Genomic DNA, 20413 nt, shown 5'->3' with positions numbered 1-20413 from the left:
AAACAAAAAAGCACCACAAAATGTGGTGCTTTTCTTGTTCTGTCGTGGTTCTTTATTCACGACATTGTTCGGCAATATAGTTGCCGACAAACTCGCTAAACAAACGAAAATCCCTTATTCGCCCAGTAGTGCGTCGCCATATTAAGCCGATTTCGCGATAAGCATGGGGCTGAGGTGGCATTGCCACCAGCGGTTTGCCCTGTAATATTCCGGCATTAATGGCCATTTGCGGTAAGAACGTCACGCCATTTTTGTACTCAACCATGCTCAGCAAAGTATGTAAGTTAGCCGCTTCAAATGGATTGATGCAGGCGCTGCGGTTAAGGTGACAAGCGCTGAGCGCATGACCTGTCATGCAGTGCTCCTTTTCCAACAAGAACACGCTTTGCTCGGGCAATAAGTTGAAGTCTTCCAGTGGCTCTGGAACAGGGTAATCTTGATGGCGCACTAAGCTGAAATGATCTTTCGCTAACACTTGAGTATGAAACTTCTCTGTCTGATACGGCAATGCCAGCATCGCCATATCAATGTGGCCATGTTCTAGCTTGTCTAATAAGTTGTCGCTGGTGTCTTCCACTAATACCAAATTAAGCTCAGCAAACTCTTGCTTGCATGCTTGATACAACGGCGCCGCAATAAAGCTGGCAATGGTTGGGATCACGCCCAAGGTTAAGTTTCCTGACAGTGGGTTTTTATAACTTTTCGTCAACTCCTTCACACTCATGGTGGCGTCAATAATCTTGCGCGCTCGCTCCACCACTTCTTCCCCAATATCAGTAAACATTAAACTGCGATTTTCTCGCTCAATTAGCTGACACCCTAAGGTTTCTTCGAGGTTCTGAATGGCACTACTGAGTGTCGATTGACCAATAAAACAGGCTTCGGCAGCGCGACCAAAGTGTTGATGCTGGTGCACCGCTAACAGATATTGTAATTGTTTAATACTGGGTAAATTTGTCACAAGCTTTACTCTTCAGTTGATAGCAACAACAGCAAGACCAATTCGTTTTATTACGTGAGCTATTTTAGGTATAGGAAGTGTCTCTCACTCTCCAGCTAATCAAATCACTATTGCGCTGTTAGCGCCAAATGCGCTCACACAACTCGCAGATGAGCTGGTATTTATTCGGATCGGTATGCTATTCAACAGCACAAATAAAAAGACCCCAACACCACAGGTGTTGAGATCTTTTCAAGCTAAAAGTCTGTCTTTCTAAGCTAGCGCTCGATTAAACCCCGAACACCAATCTCAAAATGTAGAATATAACAATAGCAAGGGCTGCACCAACTGGCAATGTAATTACCCAAGAAACTACAATGTTTCGGATAACGCCCAGGTTAAGCGCTGCAATACCACGGGCCATACCAACACCTAATACCGCACCAACTAGCGTTTGCGTAGTTGAAATCGGCAAGCCTGTGCCGGAAGCGATAACCACTGTAGAAGCAGCGGCAAGTTCAGCGGCAAAGCCACGACTTGGCGTCAAGTGTGTGATGCCTTCACCAATAGTTTTGATGACCTTCTTTCCTAGAATGGCAAGACCGGCAACGATACCAATACCACCTAGCGGTAAGATCCACCATGCCAATGCTGCCTTCTTAACGATTTCACCGTCATTCTCAACAATACTCACTACAGCGGCTAATGGACCAATGGCGTTAGCCACGTCGTTAGAGCCGTGAGCGAATGCCATACAACACGCTGTAAGCACCATCAAGATGGCGAATACTTTCTCAACGTTGTTGAAGTGCATTTGCTTGTCAGCATTTGGATCAATCTTAAGACGAGCAATGGCAATTTTACCAATAATCGCAATCACCACTGCAATACCAATGGCAAGAGCAAAGCCTTCTGCGGTGCCCATCTGAATACCGATGTGCTTAAGGCCTTTCTTGATGGTAACCAATGCCATCACAAAGCCCGCTAGACCCATATAAATAGGCACAAAGCGTTTGGCGTTTTCAAGCGGGTTTTTGGTGTCAAATATCAGCTTTTGCGCGCTCATAAAAATAAGGTAAGCGATAAAGCCCGAAATGGCAGGAGTGACTACCCAGCTGCCGACAATCCCAGCAACCTTGCCCCACTGAATGGCTTCGCTGCCAACGGCAACCAGAGCAAAACCAATGATGGCACCAATAATAGAGTGCGTGGTAGAAACCGGCCAACCTAGCATTGACGCCAACAATAACCAAGTACCAGCAGCAAACAACGCTGAGATCATCCCCAGTATCATCAGCTCCGGTATAGTAATAAACGGAGTAGAATCAATAATCCCTTTACGGATTGTTGATGTTACTTCACCGCCGGCAAGGTATGCACCAGCGAACTCAAAGATCATAGCAATAATAATTGCTTGTTTAATGGTAAGCGCTTTTGAGCCTACCGAGGTACCCATAGCATTAGCCACGTCATTCGCGCCAATACCATAAGCCATAAAGAAACCAACTGCCGCGGCAACTAGAACCAAGACTGTGCCGTAGGATGCAATGATATCCATAGGAAACCTTACTTTATTTTAAAAGATCGATTTTTATTAACGAGCTAACATCAGCTCAAGACGTGAACCAACGCGCTCTGCAATATCAGCAAGGCCACCTACCCACTCGATGATCTTATATAAGAACATCGCATCAATCGGGTTTAAGTCAGCTTCAACTTGACGAAGCTCTTGGCGGATCTTGATTTGCATATCGTCGGTATCTTGCTCAATGGCATCCAGCTCAACTAGCATCTTTTCAACCAGCGCTACTTCACGGCCTTTAAAGCCAGTTTCAAGTAGTTCGTCGAATTCGTTGATGGCTTTCGATGCTTGCTTAGTTGCGTCAACGCAACGAGTCACATAAGCAAGAAAGTCTTCTTGGATAGATTCAGGGATCACCATTTCACGACCAACAACGCGACCTGCGATGTCTTTGGCCTTGTTGGCAATCTTATCTTGGTGGGTGATAAGTTCCAGTAAGTCAGTCCGTTCTACTGGCATAAATAGACCGCGAGGCAACTGTAAGCGCACTTCACGCTTTAAATCATCTGCTTCACGCTCAAGGTTACGGATTTCGAGGCGGATTGCTTCCGCTTCAGTCCACTCCCCCTTGAAGACATGGTTAAAAAATGGGATCAAAGCCGCACTGGCCTGATGGACAATTTTTATATGCTCTTCAATTGGCTTAATAGGTGATTTAGCAAAAACCCCTAAAAACGCGTTACTAGGCATAACTGACCCTTAAATCATATTTGTATGCATGTGCAACGGGTAATTTTACAGCATAAAACGCCATTGTGAACGGTTTTATTGCAAGTTTCGCTGAACAGGTACTGAAATGGCGCGCCAAAGGCGCGCAATAATTTCCTGCTAGTTACAGAGTTTTCGCGATATCTTCTTGAGAAGTATGGCGAATATCTTTGCCGTTAACAAAGTAAATGACGTACTCAGCGATGTTCTGACAGCGGTCACCGATACGCTCTAAAGAACGTACAGACCAAATCAAGTCCATGATTTTAGGAATAGAACGCGGGTCTTCCATCATGTAAGTCATGATCTGACGTGTTAATGCTTCATACTCACGGTCTACTTTGGCATCCGCTTTGTGCACTTCAAACGCTTTTTGCGCATCCATACGGGCAAAAGCATCTAACACATCGTGAAGCATCTGTGACACTTGACGACCCATGTTATCGATGTTGCCCAGCAAGTCTTGCTGATCTTTGGTGAACGAGTCCAGCGCCACTTTAGCAATACGTTCTGCTTCATCCCCAATGCGCTCTAAATCGGCAATGGTTTTAGCGATGGCCACCACTAAACGTAAGTCACTGGCAGCAGGCTGACGTTTTGCAATGATACGCGTGCACTCTTCGTCAATGTTGACTTCCATGGCATTCACTTGGTAGTCGTTTTCACTGACTTTTTTAGCCTTATCAGCGTCATTGCTATTCACGGCATCCAATGCGGTATTGAGCTGCTGCTCAACCAGGCCGCCCATGCTTAACACATGGTTTCTTACGCTCTCCAGCTCTTCATTAAAGCGGCCAGAGATGTGTTTATTAATATTGTGTTCCATAGTGTGTCTCCTCGTAAGCGCGCTTTAACCGTAACGACCCGTAATGTAGTCTTCTGTTTTCTTCTTCGCCGGTGTAGTAAAGAGTGAGTTGGTGTCCGCGTACTCAATTAGCTCACCCATATACATAAATGCGGTTTGGTCTGATACCCGTGCGGCCTGTTGCATGTTGTGAGTAACGATAACCACAGTATACTTGTTTTTCAGGTCGCTGATCAGCTCTTCAATTACTAAGGTTGAAATAGGATCCAGCGCTGAGGTGGGCTCATCCAACAGCAGTACTTCAGGCTCAATCGCAATCGAACGAGCAATAACCAAACGCTGCTGCTGACCACCTGATAGGCCAAAGGCGCTATCGTGTAGACGGTCTTTTACTTCGTCCCACAATGCAGCCCCGCGCAATGATTTTTCTACTACTTCATCCAGTTTACGCTTGTCTTTAATGCCTTGTAGACGCAAACCATAAACCACATTCTCATAAATGGATTTTGGGAATGGGTTGGGGCGTTGGAATACCATACCAACGTTGCGACGCAGTGCTGCAACGTCAACGTTTTTGTCGTAAATATTGTGGCCTTTAAGCTTAATTTCACCTTCAATACGACAGCTATCCACTAGGTCATTCATGCGGTTAATGCAACGTAATAGGGTTGATTTACCACAACCTGAAGGACCGATAAACGCGGTTACCTGGCCTTTAGGAATTAACATATTAATGTTACTTAGAGCCTGATTATCACCATAGTAAAGATCTAGGTTTTTGATCTCTAGTGCAGTGAGTTCCGGGCTTAAGTTTTCTAAATCAAGCTTGTTGTTTGCTGCTGCTTGATTGACTTCTGGCGCTACTGTAATCATGTTTCTACCTATTAAAAATCTTTACTATTAATGTTCTAGTGATCTGAACTTTTCACGTAAGTGGTTACGGATACCGATGGCTGTAATGTTCAGCGCAATGATCACCGTAACAAGCAAGAATGCAGTGGCGTAAACCAAAGGTCTTGCGGCTTCTACGTTCGGGCTTTGGAAGCCAACATCGTAAATATGGAAACCTAGGTGCATAAATTTACGATCTAAATGAATATAGGGGAAGTTACCATCAAGCGGCAACGTCGGAGCCATTTTTACCACGCCCACCAACATCAAAGGGGCTACCTCACCAGCAGCACGGGCTACCGCAAGGATTAAGCCGGTCATAATGGCAGGGCTTGCCATCGGCACAATAATACGCCACAGGGTTTCTGCTTTGGTGGCGCCCAAGGCCAGTGAACCATGGCGAACAGAACTTGGTATACGTGATAGACCTTCCTCTGTCGATACGATAACCACAGGTAAGGTTAAAATAGCCAATGTCAGTGCCGACCAAATAACACCTGGGGTACCAAATACTGGACTTGGTGACGCTTCAGGGTAGAACAACTCATCGATAGAGCCACCCAACATATAAACAAAGAAGCCCAAACCAAATACACCATAAACGATAGACGGTACACCAGCTAAGTTAATCACGGCAATTCGGATCATTTTAGTAATGGCGTTTTTCGCCGCGTATTCATGTAAGTAAATCGCCGCCACCACGCCAAATGGGGTGACGATAACGGCCATTAGCATCACCATAAACACCGTACCAAAGATAGCTGGGAATACCCCGCCCTCGGTATTGGCTTCACGAGGGTCATCGCTAATGAATTTACCAATTTGCACCAAATAATGGCCCGACTTGGCAAAAAAGCCCATGTCATTGGGGAACCACACATCCAATACTTGATACAACGGCAAGGTCACTTCCTCACCACGCATGTCGCGAACAACCACTTGGTCACGCTTAGCTTTCTTACGCAGCTCAAACAGGCGCGCTTCATGTACCTTATACTCTTCACGCAGTTCAGCACGGCGAGCATTAAGCTCGGCAAGCTTTTCATCTGTGAGTTCGTTGTCTAGCTCATAGGCACGCTCTTCTAAGCGAATACGCTCTAGCTCGTAGTTAATATGGCCGATTTCGCTGTTTTGTAGGTCTAGTGCTTCTTCGTTGAGGTCAACTGCACGCTCAACTAATTCATGCAGACGCTCTACCTTGTTGTCTGTCACTAGGTTACCGTCTTCAATAACGCGCACTACATAGCCGTAGAAGTTACCGTTTTTACTTCGCTCAAATACCGCGAGCTCCGCAGGCGTTGTTTGCGCTTGAATATCGGTTGAAAGCACCCAGCGAAAATCCAGCTCAACGTATTCACGGTTACCCGTTTTAAGTAGCAAGCGTTCAACGAATTCATCTTTGTAATCAGATAAATCATAACCGGCTGCTTCCAGGCGAGACTTAGGCACCATCTCACGGTCATAGATTTCACCGATCACGGTTTGCTTAGGCACTGACCCTTCTAATTGCATCTCTACTACTTGAGATGGCCAGAAAAAGCTCAGTCCTTTCCAAGCGATCATCGCCAGCAGGCCGATCACCGATATCAAACTGATACTGACCGCGCCACCTGTCATCCAGATCCACGGAGAACCTGACTTAAACCACTGTTTCATCATGTCATGTCACTCCAATTACATTGAGCTGTATTTTTCACGTAGCTGCTGTCTAACGAACTCGGCTAGCGTGTTAAATATGAAAGTAAAAATAAACAATACAAAGGCTGCTAGGAACAGAATCCGATAGTGTGAACTGCCGACCTCTGATTCTGGCATTTCCACCGCAATATTGGCCGCCAGGGTACGCATACCTTGGAAAATACTCCAATCCATAATAGGCGTGTTACCAGTAGCCATCAGGACTATCATGGTTTCACCCACGGCGCGGCCAAGTCCCATCATCACGGCCGAGAAAATACCTGGACTGGCCGTTAACAGCACCACGCGAATAAGGGTTTGCCACTGGGTAGCGCCTAGCGCTAATGAACCGTTCGATAAATGCTTAGGTACACTGAACACGGCATCTTCCGCAATCGAGAAAATCGTTGGTATAACGGCAAAGCCCATAGCAATACCGACTACTAGCGAGTTACGTTGGTCGAAGGTCAGGCCTAGTTCATTGGTAAGGTATTGACGCACATTACCACCAAATAACCAGTCTTCGACGCCATTGCTCATGCCAAACGAAATCCAACCTACGATAAGTACTATCGGAATAAGTAAAATAGAGTGCCAACCATCTGGTACAAAGTGTCTGATTTTAGCCGGTAATTTAGTCCAACCAAACGCCGTGGCTATCATGGCAACTGGTAACAGCACCAGTAAGGCGACAATGGCCGGTAAGTGCGTTTCGATTAATGGCGCTAACCATAGCCCAGCTAGGAAACCCAAAATAACCGTCGGCAAGGCTTCCATAATTTCAACCGTAGGCTTCACCACTCGGCGCAGCTCGCTCGACATAAAGTAAGCGGTGTAAATAGCCGATGCGATGGCAATTGGCACGGCAAACAACATGGCGTACATCGCCGCCTTAATGGTACCGAATGAAATTGGCACCAGTGAGAATTTTGACTCGAAATCATCACTGGCTGATGTTGACTGCCAAGTGTAAGCCGGCTCTGGGTAACCTTCGTACCACACTTCTTGCCACAATGCCGACCAAGTCACCTCTGGGTGCTCGTTCTCAATCTCGATCACCGTCATGGTGTCGTCGGCCAGTAATAACGCGGCATTGGCACGTGGCGCAATAGCAAATTTCTCTACTGGCTTATCGGTCACTTTGCCCTGCCATAAATGCGCTTCACTGGTGGTGTAGTAAAGCCCCAGTTCACCATCACCATTGGTAGTAAAGAAGGTGCGGCGGTAGTATTCGCTATACAGGTTCACTTGTGCACTTTTTGAGGTTGCAAACGCACGGATCTTGGCAAAGGCACGGCCTTCATCATTATTTACTTCAAACCATTGCGATACTTCACCGTTATCGTTCGCCAGCATTAACGAGTTTGCCCCTGCCAACAGGTTCATATCCACTAAGTTCGCGTTTTCTTCATTGGCTGCAAGCAATTGAAATAGCTCAACCTCTGACGCGTAACGAGTGTCATAAACATAAATTTGGTTAGCTGAACGAATAAAGGTGCGAGTGGTGTCTGGTGAGATCAACAACTCATCGACACGACCATCGATATTTAATTCAGTACGCTCAACGGACCACTCAACTTCACCAGTAAACATGTTCTCTTCGGCAACAAAAGAAGCGAAGATCAGACGTTTATCCGCCGTTTGCGCCACTACTGCAGTTTTGTCTTCATAATGACTGAAGGCAAACTGGCGAATGGCTTGGCCTTGCTCATCCACCATCAGCTGCTTGGCATCAAGCGGATAGCTTAATCGTGGCGTGAGCACACGTTGGTTGCCCGGAAAGCTAACCTTGAACATGGGTTTTACCAATTGCACTTGGCCGTTATCAAGGCCGTATGCATAAAGGCCAAGGAAAGGCATGCTCTGTGCAAACGCAGTCACTTTACCATCAAGTTCAACCTCTAAGGTCTCAAGCTTTTTGCCCGCGTTTTCACCTTTGATTTGGTAAAAATCAACGCTGCCTTGCTGCCCTAGCAAGTAAGCGATTTCAGTCTGCTCTTCAAGACCAATGCCTTGATAGGACTTACCTTGAGTAAGCTGAATGTCGGTGCGCTTTTCAACGGTTGCTGATTCAAACACCGGCTGTACCACGTACAACAGGTAGAAGAAGATCAGTAATAGTGCGACTAAGACCATCACCCCGCCAGCGGTGATGCCAAATTGTGCAAACCTGTCTTTGAAGAGACGGCTTCTATCCGTTTTAAAGGATGGCTTTTGCGGATTGGAAGTCATCAATATACCCTTTGGTTTTAAAATTGTGGGGAGTATATTTCATCAAGATGACAGTTGTATGACAAACACTCAAACACCAGCGACTCTTTAAAGATAAACTTTCATGTTTTTGAATTATTCCAATTCTAGAACTAAACTGATTGCTTTTCGGTCAAACTAAGGGCCTCATCAAGTAAAGGCGAAATTCTCGTTGCAAATCTTTACATTAAGCGTCCCGAAGCACTGGACAAACGGTGGTTTTAGACTAGTCTAAATCATGCGCCGATTTCGTTTATCGCCTCCGGGCGCCACTTTACAAAGAGACAAAATATGAAGCAGTTGATTTTAACAATAATAGGTAAGGACCAGCCGGGTCTCGTTGAGAACATTTCATCCACTATCCTTTCTCACCACGGCAATTGGCTTACCAGTAACCTCAGCCACCTTGCAGGGCATTTTGCCGGGATAATTCAAATAGAAGTCGCGGAAGAGCACTTGCAAGAAATACAAGAAGCCTTACATGCGTTACAGGGCCTTGAAGTTAAAATAGAGTCTGGGGATAATTTAGTCGAGCAGGAAGAACCTGAGACCATCAACCTCATCATTACCGGTAATGACAGGCCTGGTATTGTCCAAGAGCTCGCCAGTGTGATCCGTCACAAAGGCGCGAATATTACGCACCTGACCTCGAAACAACGAAGTGCACCAAATTGGGGGCTGCCCATTTTTAGTGCTTTTGCTACCGTGACGCTCCCTGCCGGCATGGTGCGCGAGAATGTCATCGATGCCTTAGAATCCATTACCAGTGACTTGATCGTAGACATAGAAGAGAATTAATTTCTTCACTACACTAAAAGGAAGTAGGCAGGCAAACACGGCATGCGCGTCGTGTTTGTCATATTAGTGTCACAACATCTGCTTAAGCTGTGTTAAAAGCGGTACCTATGGAAAGAGTCATGCAGGCAGTTTCTTCTAATAACACCACCATTACCTATTTTGCTAAAGAATTAAGCTGGTTATCATTTAACGAAAGAGTGCTTCAAGAAGCCAAAGACCCCAGCAACCCCATCATCGAAAGAATTCGTTTTTTAGGTATATTTTCTAACAACTTAGATGAGTTTTTCCAAGTCCGTGTTGCGGACGTAAAACGCCGTATCCTACTCAATAATTTACCTGATACTAACTTTGACGAAGATGAAGCCTTACTCGCCGACATTCAAAAGAAAGTGTTGGAGCTGGGAAAGAAATTCAACGTTATCTACGAGCAAATTTTAGCCGATTTAAATGAGCACAATATCCACGTTGAATTGCCGGAAGCGCTGTCTGAGTTCCACCAAAAATGGCTAGCCGATTACTTTAAAGATCAGGTACTGCCCCACTTGCTACCGATGATGATCACCGAGAGCAAAGACTACTCAGATAATATCAACGACACCATGACTCACCTGTTCGTTGAGATGCGAGGCGATAAGAATCACCATGCTTTTTTAGAGGTGCCTACCGACCGCCTCAATCGCTTTGTGCAGCTGCCCCCAGAAAAAACGCGACGGCACAAAACCATTGTCTTACTCGATGATGTTATTCGCTACTACATCGCCGATGTCTTTCGAAGCTTTTTTCAGTTTGAGCATATTTCAGCGTACTCCATGAAGATGACTCGCGATGCCGAATATAACCTCGACGACGAGTTAGAAGAAGGGGTGCTCGACACCATGTCAAAGGGCCTCAAGCAACGCCTTTATGCTGAACCTGTGCGCCTAGTGTATGAAGAATCCATGCCTGAAGAACTGCAAAAGCTGATGAAAAAGCGCCTCGGAGTAACGGCACAAGATGCTTTGATCCCAGGAGGCAGGTATCGTAACTTTAGGGACTTTATTTCCTTTCCCAATGTCGGCCGCGGCTACCTGGAGAATAAACCACTGCCACCGTTGAGAAGCGCCGCATTTAAAAAGTACAGCAGTGTTTTTCGCGCCATCAGCGAACAAGACATTTTGCTGTATTATCCATATCACACCTTCAATCACATGTTGGAGTACATTCGTCAGGCCGCCTTTGACCCCAGAGTTAGCCAAATAAAAGTCAATATTTACCGCGTGGCAAAACAGTCACGATTGATTGGCTCACTTATCAGCGCCGCCAAAAACGGTAAAAAAGTCACCGTAATGGTTGAGCTTAAAGCACGATTCGATGAACAAAATAACATCGAATGGGCAAAAATGATGAGTGAGTATGGCATTAAGGTGATGGTTGGGATCCCATCCTTGAAAGTACACAGCAAACTGTGTGTGGTGCACCGGCGAGAACAAGGTAAGTTTGTCAAATACGCTCACATTGGCACCGGTAACTTTCACGAAAAAACAGCCAAGATTTACACTGACTTTAGCTTGTTCACTAAGCACCCTGAAATCACCGAAGAATGTGATAATGTCTTTCGTTTTATCGAAAATAGTTACCTTCCCTTTGAGTTTGAGCACTTGATGATCTCACCGCTCAATGCCAGGTCGCGCATTATCAGCCTCATCGAACAAGAAATCAGCCATGCCAAGCAAGGTAAAAGCGCCAAAGTGGCAATAAAAGTGAATAATCTGGTCGACAAGGACTTAGTCGACAAACTCTATGAGGCAAGCCGTAAAGGAGTGAAGATAAAGCTAATTGTGCGCGGTATGTGTGCATTAGTCCCTGGGCTGCCGGGCTTTAGCGATAATATAAAAATCATCAGTATTGTTGATCGCTTTTTAGAGCATCCCCGGGTGATGGTGTTTGAAAATGCCGGCGACCCTAAGGTCTATATCTCTTCGGCTGACTGGATGACCCGCAACCTCGACCACCGAGTTGAGGTTGGCACCCCTATTTATGCCGAGCACCTGAAAAAAATGATCATCGACATCATGGATCTGCAATTTAAAGACAAAACCAAAGCGCGGATTATTGACGCTGAACAGAAGAACTTATATGTTCGCCGAGGTAATCGTAAAAAAATTCGCTCTCAGATTGCCATTTATGATTATTTAAAGAAGCTTGAAGCAAGCGATATCAAAGAATAACGGTTGAGGATACACAATGCGCGACTACCCTACTATTGCAGCGGTTGATCTGGGCTCAAATAGCTTTCACTTAGTCGTTGCCAGGGAAGTGGATGGTCGTCTACAAATTCTTCATAAAGAAAAAAAACGCGTTTACCTAGCTGCGGGCCTAGATAAACGCTTAAACCTTGATGAAGCCGCCATGGCCCGAGCCATGGATACCTTGTCGCAGTTCGCCACCACCTTGCATGGTTTCCCCACCGAGTCAGTGCAGGTTGTTGCCACTTATACCTTGCGAAACTGTAAAAATTTAACTGAGTTTTTGGCCCGCGCAAAAAGCGTATTTCCTTACCCTATTAATGTTATTTCTGGGCAGGAAGAAGCTCGACTTATTTATCAAGGCGTTGCCAACTACGAGCACGATAGCCATAACCGCTTAGTCATCGATATTGGTGGCGGCAGCACTGAGCTGGTTATTGGTCAGCACCTGACCCATAAATTACTCAGTAGTCGTAACATTGGCTGCGTGACGATGACAAAGGCGTGTTTCGCTAACGGTAAACTCAGTGCCAAGCGCTTTAAAAAGGCAGAAATTAAGGCTGAACAAGAAATTGAAGTGATCACTGCCAGCTTTTTACGACTTGGTTGGCAATCCGTGATTGGCACCTCTGGTACCATAAAAACACTGGCACAACTATGTGCTGAGTTGACAGGGGATGACACCATCACCTGGCCGGCATTGCAACAAGTTAAAGCGAGCATGGTAGCTGCTGGCCATATTGACAAGATTGCGTTTAAGTCTCTCCCCGATGAACGCAAAGTAAGCATTGCCGGTGGCCTTGCCGTTCTTATTGCGCTGTTTCGTCAACTGGGGATCACCGCACTGCGGTTTAGCGACTATGCCTTACGCGAAGGGCTGCTGTTTGAAATGCACCAAAGCGATGAGTATGACCTGCGCACTCGAACCATTAATGCCTTCAGTGATAATTACAACATCGACAAGCAACATGCTGAGAGTATTTGCAGCACCATCGAGGAGCTGGTGAGCTTGAGCAAACCCAGCTGGCAGTTCAGTAAAAGCGATGTTGAAATGCTCAGTTGGGCCGCCAAACTCCATGAGGTAGGCTTGGCAATAAACTCATCGGGCATGCATAAACACGGCGCTTATATTGTCCGTCACAGTCAGTTACCCGGATTCACCCAAGCACAGCAATTACAATTAAGTGCCTTGGTGCGCTTTTATCGCAAGAAGATAAAGCTACAAGAGTTACAGGAGCTGATTGCCTGCGAAGAATTGCCTCATTTTGCTCGTTGCCTAACGATTTTCCGGCTGGCTATTTTACTGAATCAAAAGCGCCAACAAGAGCAGCTGCCAAAGTTTAACGTCATTGCCTTGGCGCAAACATTACGGTTAGAAATTGCCCCAAAATGGCTTGATTCCCACTCCCTATTTTCTGCCGACCTTGAGCAAGAATCCAACTATTTAGAAGCATTAAACATTCAACTGCTGTTTTAATCTGGCTGTTCTGACTTTACAATTTCGAGCACTTCATCAGCATACTCACGACTAGACAACGCCATATCATACAAAAACTGAATAGGCGTTGCTGGTCTGATCGCCTGTAAAATAAGTTCGGCTTCTTGCCACTCGTTGCGCTCAATCTCAAACGCTAAGCGTAATGCGCCGCCCATTAAACCGCCGTAATCAAGCAAGGCACTAGAGAGTGACTCATCTAGAGAAAACTCAGCGGCAACCACTGAAAGCTCAACGTCTAAAATCACGTCAAGGATCGACATTAACCCAAGTAAATAGCCAGTTTCGGCCATTTCTTTACCACCAGGTTGTAAGAAGGTTTCCACAAACTTGGCTCGAGTCAGACCCATGCGGGTTAGCTCACTGGGCTTATCAGACCCCAACTCGCTTAACGCCAGTACTTTGACAAACTGCCTAATGGCATCTTCTCCCAGATACACCACCGCCTGCGAAATCGATTTAATCTCGATGCGATCTTCACCGGCTTTGGCGTTGGCCAGTTTTAACAATCTGGCAGTCAAGCTCAGATCTTTACTGATGCGGTTCTCGATTTCTTTAAAGCATAATGACTTCTTCGCTGTGGCTTGCAGCAACTGGAATACTACCAGTTTGCCTGGTTCCACATTGCCATGATTGAGCATTTCAGGTTTAGCAAAGAAATACCCCTGAAAAAAATCGCAACCAGAAGGTTTGATCAGCTCAAGTTCTTCTTTCGTTTCAATACGCTCGACGATCACTTTCAGATCTGGGTATTGGCGCTTAAGCTTTTTAACCATCATGTTGGTTCTAATAATGGGGTGTTGAACTTCAATTTTGACATACTGCACTAATGCCAACAAAGGCTGCCAGCGCTCATCGCCATCATAGTCGTCTAGTGCAAAGCGGTAACCCTTGGTCACTAATTTGGTAACGATATTAACCAAAGAAGGGATATCTTTAGCCCGCTCGACAATTTCAACGACAATTTTTTTGGGTGATAACAGCTTAGGTAGTTCTTGTAAGAGGGACTCATCGGAGAGGTTAATAAAAGCGGTTTGACCGGCAGCGAGACGTTCAACTCCGATGAACATTAATGAGTTAAAAAACAACCGCCCTGTGGCTTGGCTATCACTCACACCAACAGGAAAAGCGTTATTACCAGAATCACGATAAAGTAATTCGTAGGCAAACACTTCTTGATCAGGACTCATAATCGCCTGACGTGCAATATACTGTACGGGTAATTTCTTCAATTCAGCTACCGAAACTCTCATTAACATTCTTACCCTTTTCTATGAGAAAGGAACGCCTTGTATAACTAGCCTATAATATGCCTGCAACTCGAGCAATAGAAAGTTAAATCAGTTCACCTTATTTGTTTAATTTATATCAGAGCACTTTGTCGATAATAACACGCTCAAAGCTGTCACTTTGCTATCGCCGTTATAAAAAAGTTAGGCTAAGATGGAAGTTTGAAGCAAATTTTAAATTCGCAAGGAAAGCTCCGCCTGCGGCTACTGGCGAAGCACCAGAACCTGCTTGCAGACATTAATCAAGCCATTGCTCAGCTGCAAGCATCAGGGGTAATAGCAAGCATTGAACAGCGATACCGTCATGCTCTTAGATTGCGACGATATCGCTACGTTATGCCTGCCTACTCATCGACTAACTGTAAACAGCGATAACCAGCCCCTTCGTCTTCCGCCAATAAAGTAACCAGCTCAGGAAGCACCTCCGACATAGTTTGCATTAACGTATAAGGCGGATTTACCACCATTAACCCAGATGCTGTCATGCCTTTTTCCTCGGTGTCTGCACGAGTGGCTAATTCAAATAATTGAATATTACGAATGCCAGAGTCAACTAAGCTGGCTTCCATGGCATCAATGCGCTCACGCTCAACCACTGGGTACCAAATCATATACACACCGGATGGAAACTTTTTATGCGCCTTGACAATACTGACCACGGCCTTTTCATAATCCGACTTAATTTCATATGGCGGATCCATCAAAACACAAGCTCGTCGCGATGCTGGCGGCACTAAGCCGAGCAAGCCTTTAAAACCATCACTGCCATTAACTCGCAAAGAACGCTTATGGTTGGTGTTTTGCTGCAGTAATGCTAAATCGCGAGGGTGCAGTTCAAAGAACCAACCATTGTCTTGGCGACGTAAAAACTGCTCAGCAACCTTTGGCGAGCCTGGGTAATACTCAAGCTGACCATTGCGATTCACGCTTTCGATCAGGTCACGATAACGGCTTATGGCAGCCACTTTGCTTTGATAATCCCAAAGCTTAGCAATACCAGCCATAAACTCCTGATTCTTTTGCGCATCTTGACCGCCAAGTTCGAAAAAGCCAGCACCGGAGTGAGTGTCGATATAATCAAACGGTTTGTCTTTTTTGGTAAGGTAGGCCAATACCTCAGCAAGGACTAAATGTTTAATCACATCTGCTGGGTTGCCAGCATGAAAAGAGTGTCGATAACTGAGCATAATATCGCCTTGGATAAGTTAATATATAATGAGTGAAGCTAATATACCTCAATGACCAATTGTATATAAATTACTCATTAAGTTATTTTAGCCTGAACCACTTCTGAACAAAATAAGCTAATCTCGCTATTATCGCTTAAATGCCAATAAAAATCAGCATAAAGTCGCGTAAACACTAGCATCCTGGGCTGCTTTGTTTTACATTTGCATGACAAATCACAGTCTCAAGAGCGCATTTATGAATAATCAAGATCTCCAAAAACTCGACCAGTTGATTGACCAACTTTTAAGTCAAAATAATCAGTTAAAATCGGAAGTAACCGCTTTAAAAGAGCAAAACCAAAAACTGATTGATGAAAACGAAACCCTACAGCTAGAAATGCTAGAAAGTGAAGAAAAGCAAAAAGAGTTTAGCTCATCACTGTCTGGTCTATTAGATAAGTTGCAATCACAACAGGCTGGCTAATGTCAGAGCAAAATAACCAAGTAACCGTCACGTTACTTGGCAAAGAGCATCAGTTTGCCTGTGCTCCAGATCAAGAAGAGGCGCTACATAATGCTGTGGCGCTACTGGATAAACGGGTCGAAGAAATGCGTCAACGCTCCAGTGTACGTAACGATCACAATGCGTTACTGCTTGCCGCTTTGCATTTATGCCATGACTTACAAGCTTTAGAGTCGCAACAACAACAGCAAGCACAGCAACTGGCACAGCTAGTCGCTAAGCTCTCCTGCGATACCCCATGACCCTGAACGCCAAAGCCTACCTAGTTTGCAGTTACCTAATGCTGGGTTTATTAAGCTTTGGCGCCAACGCCACAAAGGCCAATCGCTTTTACCAAGTCTCTGAACAGGTTTTTTTCATTACCGGTAAGCAAGCCAGTCCGCAACCGAATCAGGCGCTACTGGTTGGCTCAAAGTGTGCTTTACTTGCCGGTCTTCATGCCGACTGGGTTGCCATGACGGCACTGATTGATGAGCTAAAACAACGTCTATCAGTGCCCCTGTGTTACGCCGTGTCATTGCATTCTGAGGTAAAACAGCAAAGTGCCATTGTACTGTTACAGCAGACCTATCCAAATCTCCAATGGCTGACGCCAAACGCCGTTTCTTCAAGCACATTACAACACGCTTTTAAGCGTCAGCTCGAACTCTTTAAGCAAAGCATTTCACTCAGCCAAAAAAGAGTGGCCGCACTGCCTCAGGCGCAACAGCCTAGTTGGCAAGAAAAACTCAAGTTAGCTCAGGCACGGGTTTCAAGGTGGTCACAATTAAGTCACGCCATAGTGACTGAGCAGTCGGTTGTCAGTGACGCTATATCACTTGATCTTGGCAAACACCTGCTCACCATTAGCCCAACTAGCGCTTACTCAAAACAGGACTTGCTCATCCAGTTACCCGCGGCCAATGGTATTATTGCCGGCTACAGCGTCGATTTAGTACCGCCTTTAAATCACAGTCATTGGCAGCCATGGCGAGATGCCCTAAAGCAATTGCATAGCAGTCAAGTCAGTTGGATTTTACCGGCGTCAGGAAAACCTTTCCCAGCAAAAGCACTGCACCAGCCGCTGCAGTTTTTCTCACTATTGTCTCAATCAGATGAGCAACAAGTGAGAGCTCAACTCAAAGCACTCTATTCAAACCCCAATATGCAATTGCAAGCATTGAGGCGGTGGCAGCAATGGCAAACTAGAGAATCTTTGAATAAAATTTAAGCGCCCGATATAATTAGGGAATGAACACACGATTAATACAGCTGCTCAACATCCTCAGCGTACTGTTGTTGATAGCAGGCTGTCAGTCCACAGCGCCCCCTCAGGTCGACCGTCAGGCTATCTTGTCTGCGATCACTCACGTGCCTGCAAAAGAAATTGCCTCTGAACGCACCTCCCCCCCCCAGGCCGAGCAAGCAAAGCCTGTGACCCGTAAGCCAAAAAGCGAAAAAAACTTATGGCACTACGTTCGCAATAAGCTCTACTTTAATACTGCGCCCCATCCGCGGCTAAAAAAACGCATCGACTGGTATTTAGCGCAACCACATTACCTTAATGTCGTGAGCCGTCGTGCTGCTCCCTATTTTTATCATGTGGTAAAAAAAGTTGAACGACGGGGTTTACCCATGGAGCTGGCATTATTACCGTTTGTGGAAAGCGATTTTCGACCTACCGCCAAGTCCAGTCAAAATGCCGTAGGTGTGTGGCAACTTGTTGATGCCACGGCTTATCATTTTGGCATTAAAAAAGATACTTGGTACGACGGCCGCCAAGATGTGTTAGCGTCAACCGATGCGGCACTGGATTACCTTAGTTATTTGCATGAGCGTTTTGACGGTGATTGGTTGCATGCTATTGCCGCGTATAACAGTGGTGAGGCTCGAGTAAAACAAGCGATTCGAAAAAATCGCAGGCAAGGAAAGTCGACTCACTTTTGGCATTTAAAGTTACCGCAAGAAACCGCAGAATACGTACCAAAACTCCTGGCATTGAGTCATTTATTGAAAACGGCGCCAGCAAAATTTACCATTCCGGAGCTGCCGAACAAGGCCACTACAGCGCTGTTAGACGTTGGCCAACAGTTCGACCTCGATCAGTTGGCCAAGTTAACGGGAGTGAAAAAACGTCAGCTATACCAATTAAACCCTGGCTTTTTACAGCATCGCAGCTCGCCTAAGGGGCCGCACACCATATTGTTGCCCATGTCAGAGCAAGCGTTATTAAAAAGTGCCTTTTTTCGTAACAATTTTAGCCAAGGCTACATCGTGCAAAAAAACGATACCCTGTATGGTATTGCCCGCAAGGCAGGCATGAGTGTTGCGGCATTAAAGTCTCTTAACAATAAAACCTCCAATCTTATCCGCGTCGGCGAAACATTATTGATTTCACAAGGCAATGACCAGCTGGATTTAGTGGTCGACTACGAAGTCAGCCCTTACATTAAACAACCAAATACCGCTGCCAAGGTGCAGCCCAAGGTGGAGCACCAGCATACGGTCAGTCGCGGCGAGTCGTTATGGACCATCAGCCGTCAATATCAAGTAACGGTGAGAGACTTGCTCGATTGGAATGAGTTAACGGCTAAGGCCGTATTGCGCCCAGGTGACGAGTTACGGTTGTTACTTAGCGCTCCTGCGCCTAACCAAGAGTCCAACGACAACAAAACACCACTCAAGCGAGCCACTGGAATGGGCAGTTATGGCCATATTAATGCCATTTTTGGTCGTGAGTTGGTGGAATGCGAAGCCCAGGCTTGCTTCTAAGAAGTGACGTCACGTACACTACGAGTTTTGGCAGACTCCTTTTATCTTACACTGCTAAACAATTATATTAAGGCCAAGAGTGATGCAGATTGCAAAAAATACAGTCGTTGAATTTCATTACACCCTCCATGAAGGCGATAACCAAATTGAATCCAGCAAAGGCGCTGAACCCTTAGCGTATCTTCATGGCAGTGAAGGCATGTTGCCAGGTTTAGAGCGTGAGCTAGAGGGAAAAACGGCCGGTGATAGCTTTTCTGTGACGTTAACGCCTGCCGATGGCTATGGTGAGTATCAAGAGGGTATGGTGCAACGTATTCCACTTAAGCACTTGCAAGGCCTTGGTGACAGCAAAGTATGGAAGTCAGGCATGACGGCCATTGTCGACTCCAATCAAGGTCGCCATCAAGTAAAGCTAATCAAGGTTGGCCGCTTCAATGCTGACTGTGACTTAAACCACCCATTTGCAGGTAAAACCCTAACATTCGATGTTGAAGTGGTGGCTGTGAGAGCCGCGAGCAATGAAGAAATTGCCCACGGCCATGTCCATGGCGCAGGAGGTTGCGGACACTAATGATGGAAAAAGTCGCAATTGTAACCGGTGGTAGTTTAGGGATTGGCGCAGCCATAGTGAAACACTTACAAGGGCTGCAATATAAGGTGTATAACCTCGACATCCACTCCAGTGACCATGGCGTTTATCGCTATTGTGATGTCAGTAAAGTTGCTGAAGTACACCAAGTTATTAAGGGTATCATTAGCCAAGAAGAGCGAATTGATGCCTTGGTTTCAAATGCTGGAAAGCACCTCAGCGCCACCATCGAGCAAACCGATGAAGCGACCTTAGATGCGATGCTAGCACTGAATGTCAAAGGCGCTTATGCTGCAATTCAGGCAGTACTGCCAGTGATGAAGCAGCAGCAAGGTGGCAGCATAGTGTTAATGTCTTCGGACCAAGCATTAGTCGGCAAGCCCAGCTCGTTTGCCTACAACCTAACCAAGGCAGCACTGGCTTCGATGGCAAAAACCACAGCGCTTGACTATGCCCAATTTAAAATACGTGCCAATGCGGTCTGTCCAGGCACAATAGAAACGCCACTGTTTCATCATGCCATTGATAGTTACTGTAAGCGTAGTGGCGCAGATAAAGCACAGGTGATTGCCGAGGAAGCTCGTATGCAACCGCTTGGTCGCCTAGGCCAACCTCAAGAAGTGGCCGCCTTAGTGGCGTTCTTGTTGAGTGATGAAGCAAGCTTTATCACCGGCAGCTTGCAAAGCATTGATGGCGGTTATACCGCACAGTAACCGGAGCG

At 45.9% G+C, this 20413-nt stretch carries 18 protein-coding genes; 9 read left to right on the top strand and 9 right to left on the bottom strand.

The features are described 5' to 3' along the window. Positions 1-52 precede the first annotated feature (52 nt). From ACNKW2_RS01635 to ACNKW2_RS01605, 7 genes are all read right to left on the bottom strand, one after another. On the bottom strand, positions 53-961 hold the full coding sequence (locus ACNKW2_RS01635) for a hydrogen peroxide-inducible genes activator (protein ID WP_419146993.1): 909 nt from the start codon (positions 959-961) through the stop codon (positions 53-55). A 268-nt stretch (positions 962-1229) separates the two neighbouring features. Then, on the bottom strand, positions 1230-2498 hold the full coding sequence (locus tag ACNKW2_RS01630; RefSeq protein WP_419146992.1) for an inorganic phosphate transporter: 1269 nt from the start codon (positions 2496-2498) through the stop codon (positions 1230-1232). A gap of 36 nt (positions 2499-2534) precedes the next feature. Then, positions 2535-3212 carry a TIGR00153 family protein gene (locus ACNKW2_RS01625; protein WP_336568666.1) on the bottom strand — a complete coding sequence of 226 codons (678 nt, stop codon included), beginning with the start codon at positions 3210-3212 and terminating at the stop codon, positions 2535-2537. Between the two features lie 142 nt (positions 3213-3354). Continuing rightward, the gene (phoU, locus tag ACNKW2_RS01620) at positions 3355-4056 is read right to left on the bottom strand and encodes a phosphate signaling complex protein PhoU (protein WP_336568665.1); all 702 of its coding nucleotides are present in this window, start codon (positions 4054-4056) and stop codon (positions 3355-3357) included. 24 nt (positions 4057-4080) lie between these two features. Continuing rightward, complete coding sequence (pstB, locus tag ACNKW2_RS01615; protein WP_336568664.1) at positions 4081-4908, bottom strand: phosphate ABC transporter ATP-binding protein PstB; 828 nt, start codon at positions 4906-4908, stop codon at positions 4081-4083. A 27-nt stretch (positions 4909-4935) separates the two neighbouring features. After that, a complete protein-coding gene (gene pstA / locus ACNKW2_RS01610) occupies positions 4936-6585 on the bottom strand; it encodes a phosphate ABC transporter permease PstA (protein ID WP_419146991.1) in 1650 nt (549 codons plus the stop codon). 15 nt (positions 6586-6600) lie between these two features. Further along, a complete protein-coding gene (locus tag ACNKW2_RS01605) occupies positions 6601-8835 on the bottom strand; it encodes an ABC transporter permease subunit (RefSeq protein WP_419146990.1) in 2235 nt (744 codons plus the stop codon). Positions 8836-9144: 309 nt separating this feature from the next. On the opposite strand from ACNKW2_RS01605, the gene ACNKW2_RS01600 reads away from it, so the two are divergent. From ACNKW2_RS01600 to ACNKW2_RS01590, 3 genes are all read left to right on the top strand, one after another. Beyond that, on the top strand, positions 9145-9651 hold the full coding sequence (locus ACNKW2_RS01600; protein WP_419146989.1) for a glycine cleavage system transcriptional repressor: 507 nt from the start codon (positions 9145-9147) through the stop codon (positions 9649-9651). 119 nt (positions 9652-9770) lie between these two features. Continuing rightward, positions 9771-11858: a polyphosphate kinase 1 gene (ppk1, locus tag ACNKW2_RS01595; RefSeq protein ID WP_419146988.1), complete on the top strand. Its 2088-nt coding sequence runs from the start codon at positions 9771-9773 to the stop codon at positions 11856-11858. 16 nt (positions 11859-11874) lie between these two features. After that, on the top strand, positions 11875-13353 hold the full coding sequence (locus ACNKW2_RS01590; protein ID WP_419146987.1) for a Ppx/GppA phosphatase family protein: 1479 nt from the start codon (positions 11875-11877) through the stop codon (positions 13351-13353). Here ACNKW2_RS01590 and ACNKW2_RS01585 read toward each other — a convergent pair. Then, on the bottom strand, positions 13350-14630 hold the full coding sequence (locus tag ACNKW2_RS01585) for an EAL and HDOD domain-containing protein (RefSeq protein WP_419146986.1): 1281 nt from the start codon (positions 14628-14630) through the stop codon (positions 13350-13352). The genes ACNKW2_RS01590 and ACNKW2_RS01585 overlap by 4 nt on opposite strands. Positions 14631-15004: 374 nt before the next feature. Continuing rightward, positions 15005-15847 (bottom strand): 23S rRNA (adenine(2030)-N(6))-methyltransferase RlmJ, encoded by an 843-nt coding sequence (locus ACNKW2_RS01580; protein ID WP_419146985.1) that lies wholly within the window; start codon positions 15845-15847, stop codon positions 15005-15007. Between the two features lie 238 nt (positions 15848-16085). Here ACNKW2_RS01580 and ACNKW2_RS01575 point away from each other — a divergent pair, with 238 nt between their 5' ends. The 6 genes from ACNKW2_RS01575 to ACNKW2_RS01550 all read left to right on the top strand — a co-directional run bounded on the left by ACNKW2_RS01575 (position 16086) and on the right by ACNKW2_RS01550 (position 20405). Continuing rightward, the gene (locus ACNKW2_RS01575; RefSeq protein ID WP_336568650.1) at positions 16086-16313 is read left to right on the top strand and encodes a DUF904 domain-containing protein; all 228 of its coding nucleotides are present in this window, start codon (positions 16086-16088) and stop codon (positions 16311-16313) included. Continuing rightward, the gene (locus ACNKW2_RS01570; RefSeq protein ID WP_419146984.1) at positions 16313-16594 is read left to right on the top strand and encodes a cell division protein ZapA; all 282 of its coding nucleotides are present in this window, start codon (positions 16313-16315) and stop codon (positions 16592-16594) included. Before ACNKW2_RS01575 ends, ACNKW2_RS01570 begins: the two co-directional genes overlap by 1 nt. Continuing rightward, on the top strand, positions 16591-17562 hold the full coding sequence (locus ACNKW2_RS01565; RefSeq protein ID WP_419146983.1) for a hypothetical protein: 972 nt from the start codon (positions 16591-16593) through the stop codon (positions 17560-17562). The genes ACNKW2_RS01570 and ACNKW2_RS01565 overlap by 4 nt, the downstream gene beginning before the upstream one ends. 20 nt (positions 17563-17582) lie before the next feature. Next, the gene (locus tag ACNKW2_RS01560) at positions 17583-19103 is read left to right on the top strand and encodes a LysM peptidoglycan-binding domain-containing protein (RefSeq protein ID WP_419146982.1); all 1521 of its coding nucleotides are present in this window, start codon (positions 17583-17585) and stop codon (positions 19101-19103) included. Between the two features lie 82 nt (positions 19104-19185). Further along, entirely contained in the window at positions 19186-19674 is a 489-nt protein-coding gene (locus ACNKW2_RS01555; protein WP_419146981.1) for an FKBP-type peptidyl-prolyl cis-trans isomerase, read from the top strand. 2 nt (positions 19675-19676) lie between these two features. After that, positions 19677-20405: an SDR family NAD(P)-dependent oxidoreductase gene (locus ACNKW2_RS01550; RefSeq protein ID WP_419147067.1), complete on the top strand. Its 729-nt coding sequence runs from the start codon at positions 19677-19679 to the stop codon at positions 20403-20405. Positions 20406-20413 lie beyond the last annotated feature (8 nt).

Origin of the sequence: Pseudoalteromonas 'SMAR' (genome assembly GCF_048515945.1) — a bacterium.
In the GTDB taxonomy this organism is placed as follows: Bacteria; Pseudomonadota; Gammaproteobacteria; order Enterobacterales; family Alteromonadaceae; genus Pseudoalteromonas.
The sequence above is the reverse complement of the archived record's forward strand: the minus strand, read 5'-3'. Positions and strand labels throughout refer to the sequence as shown.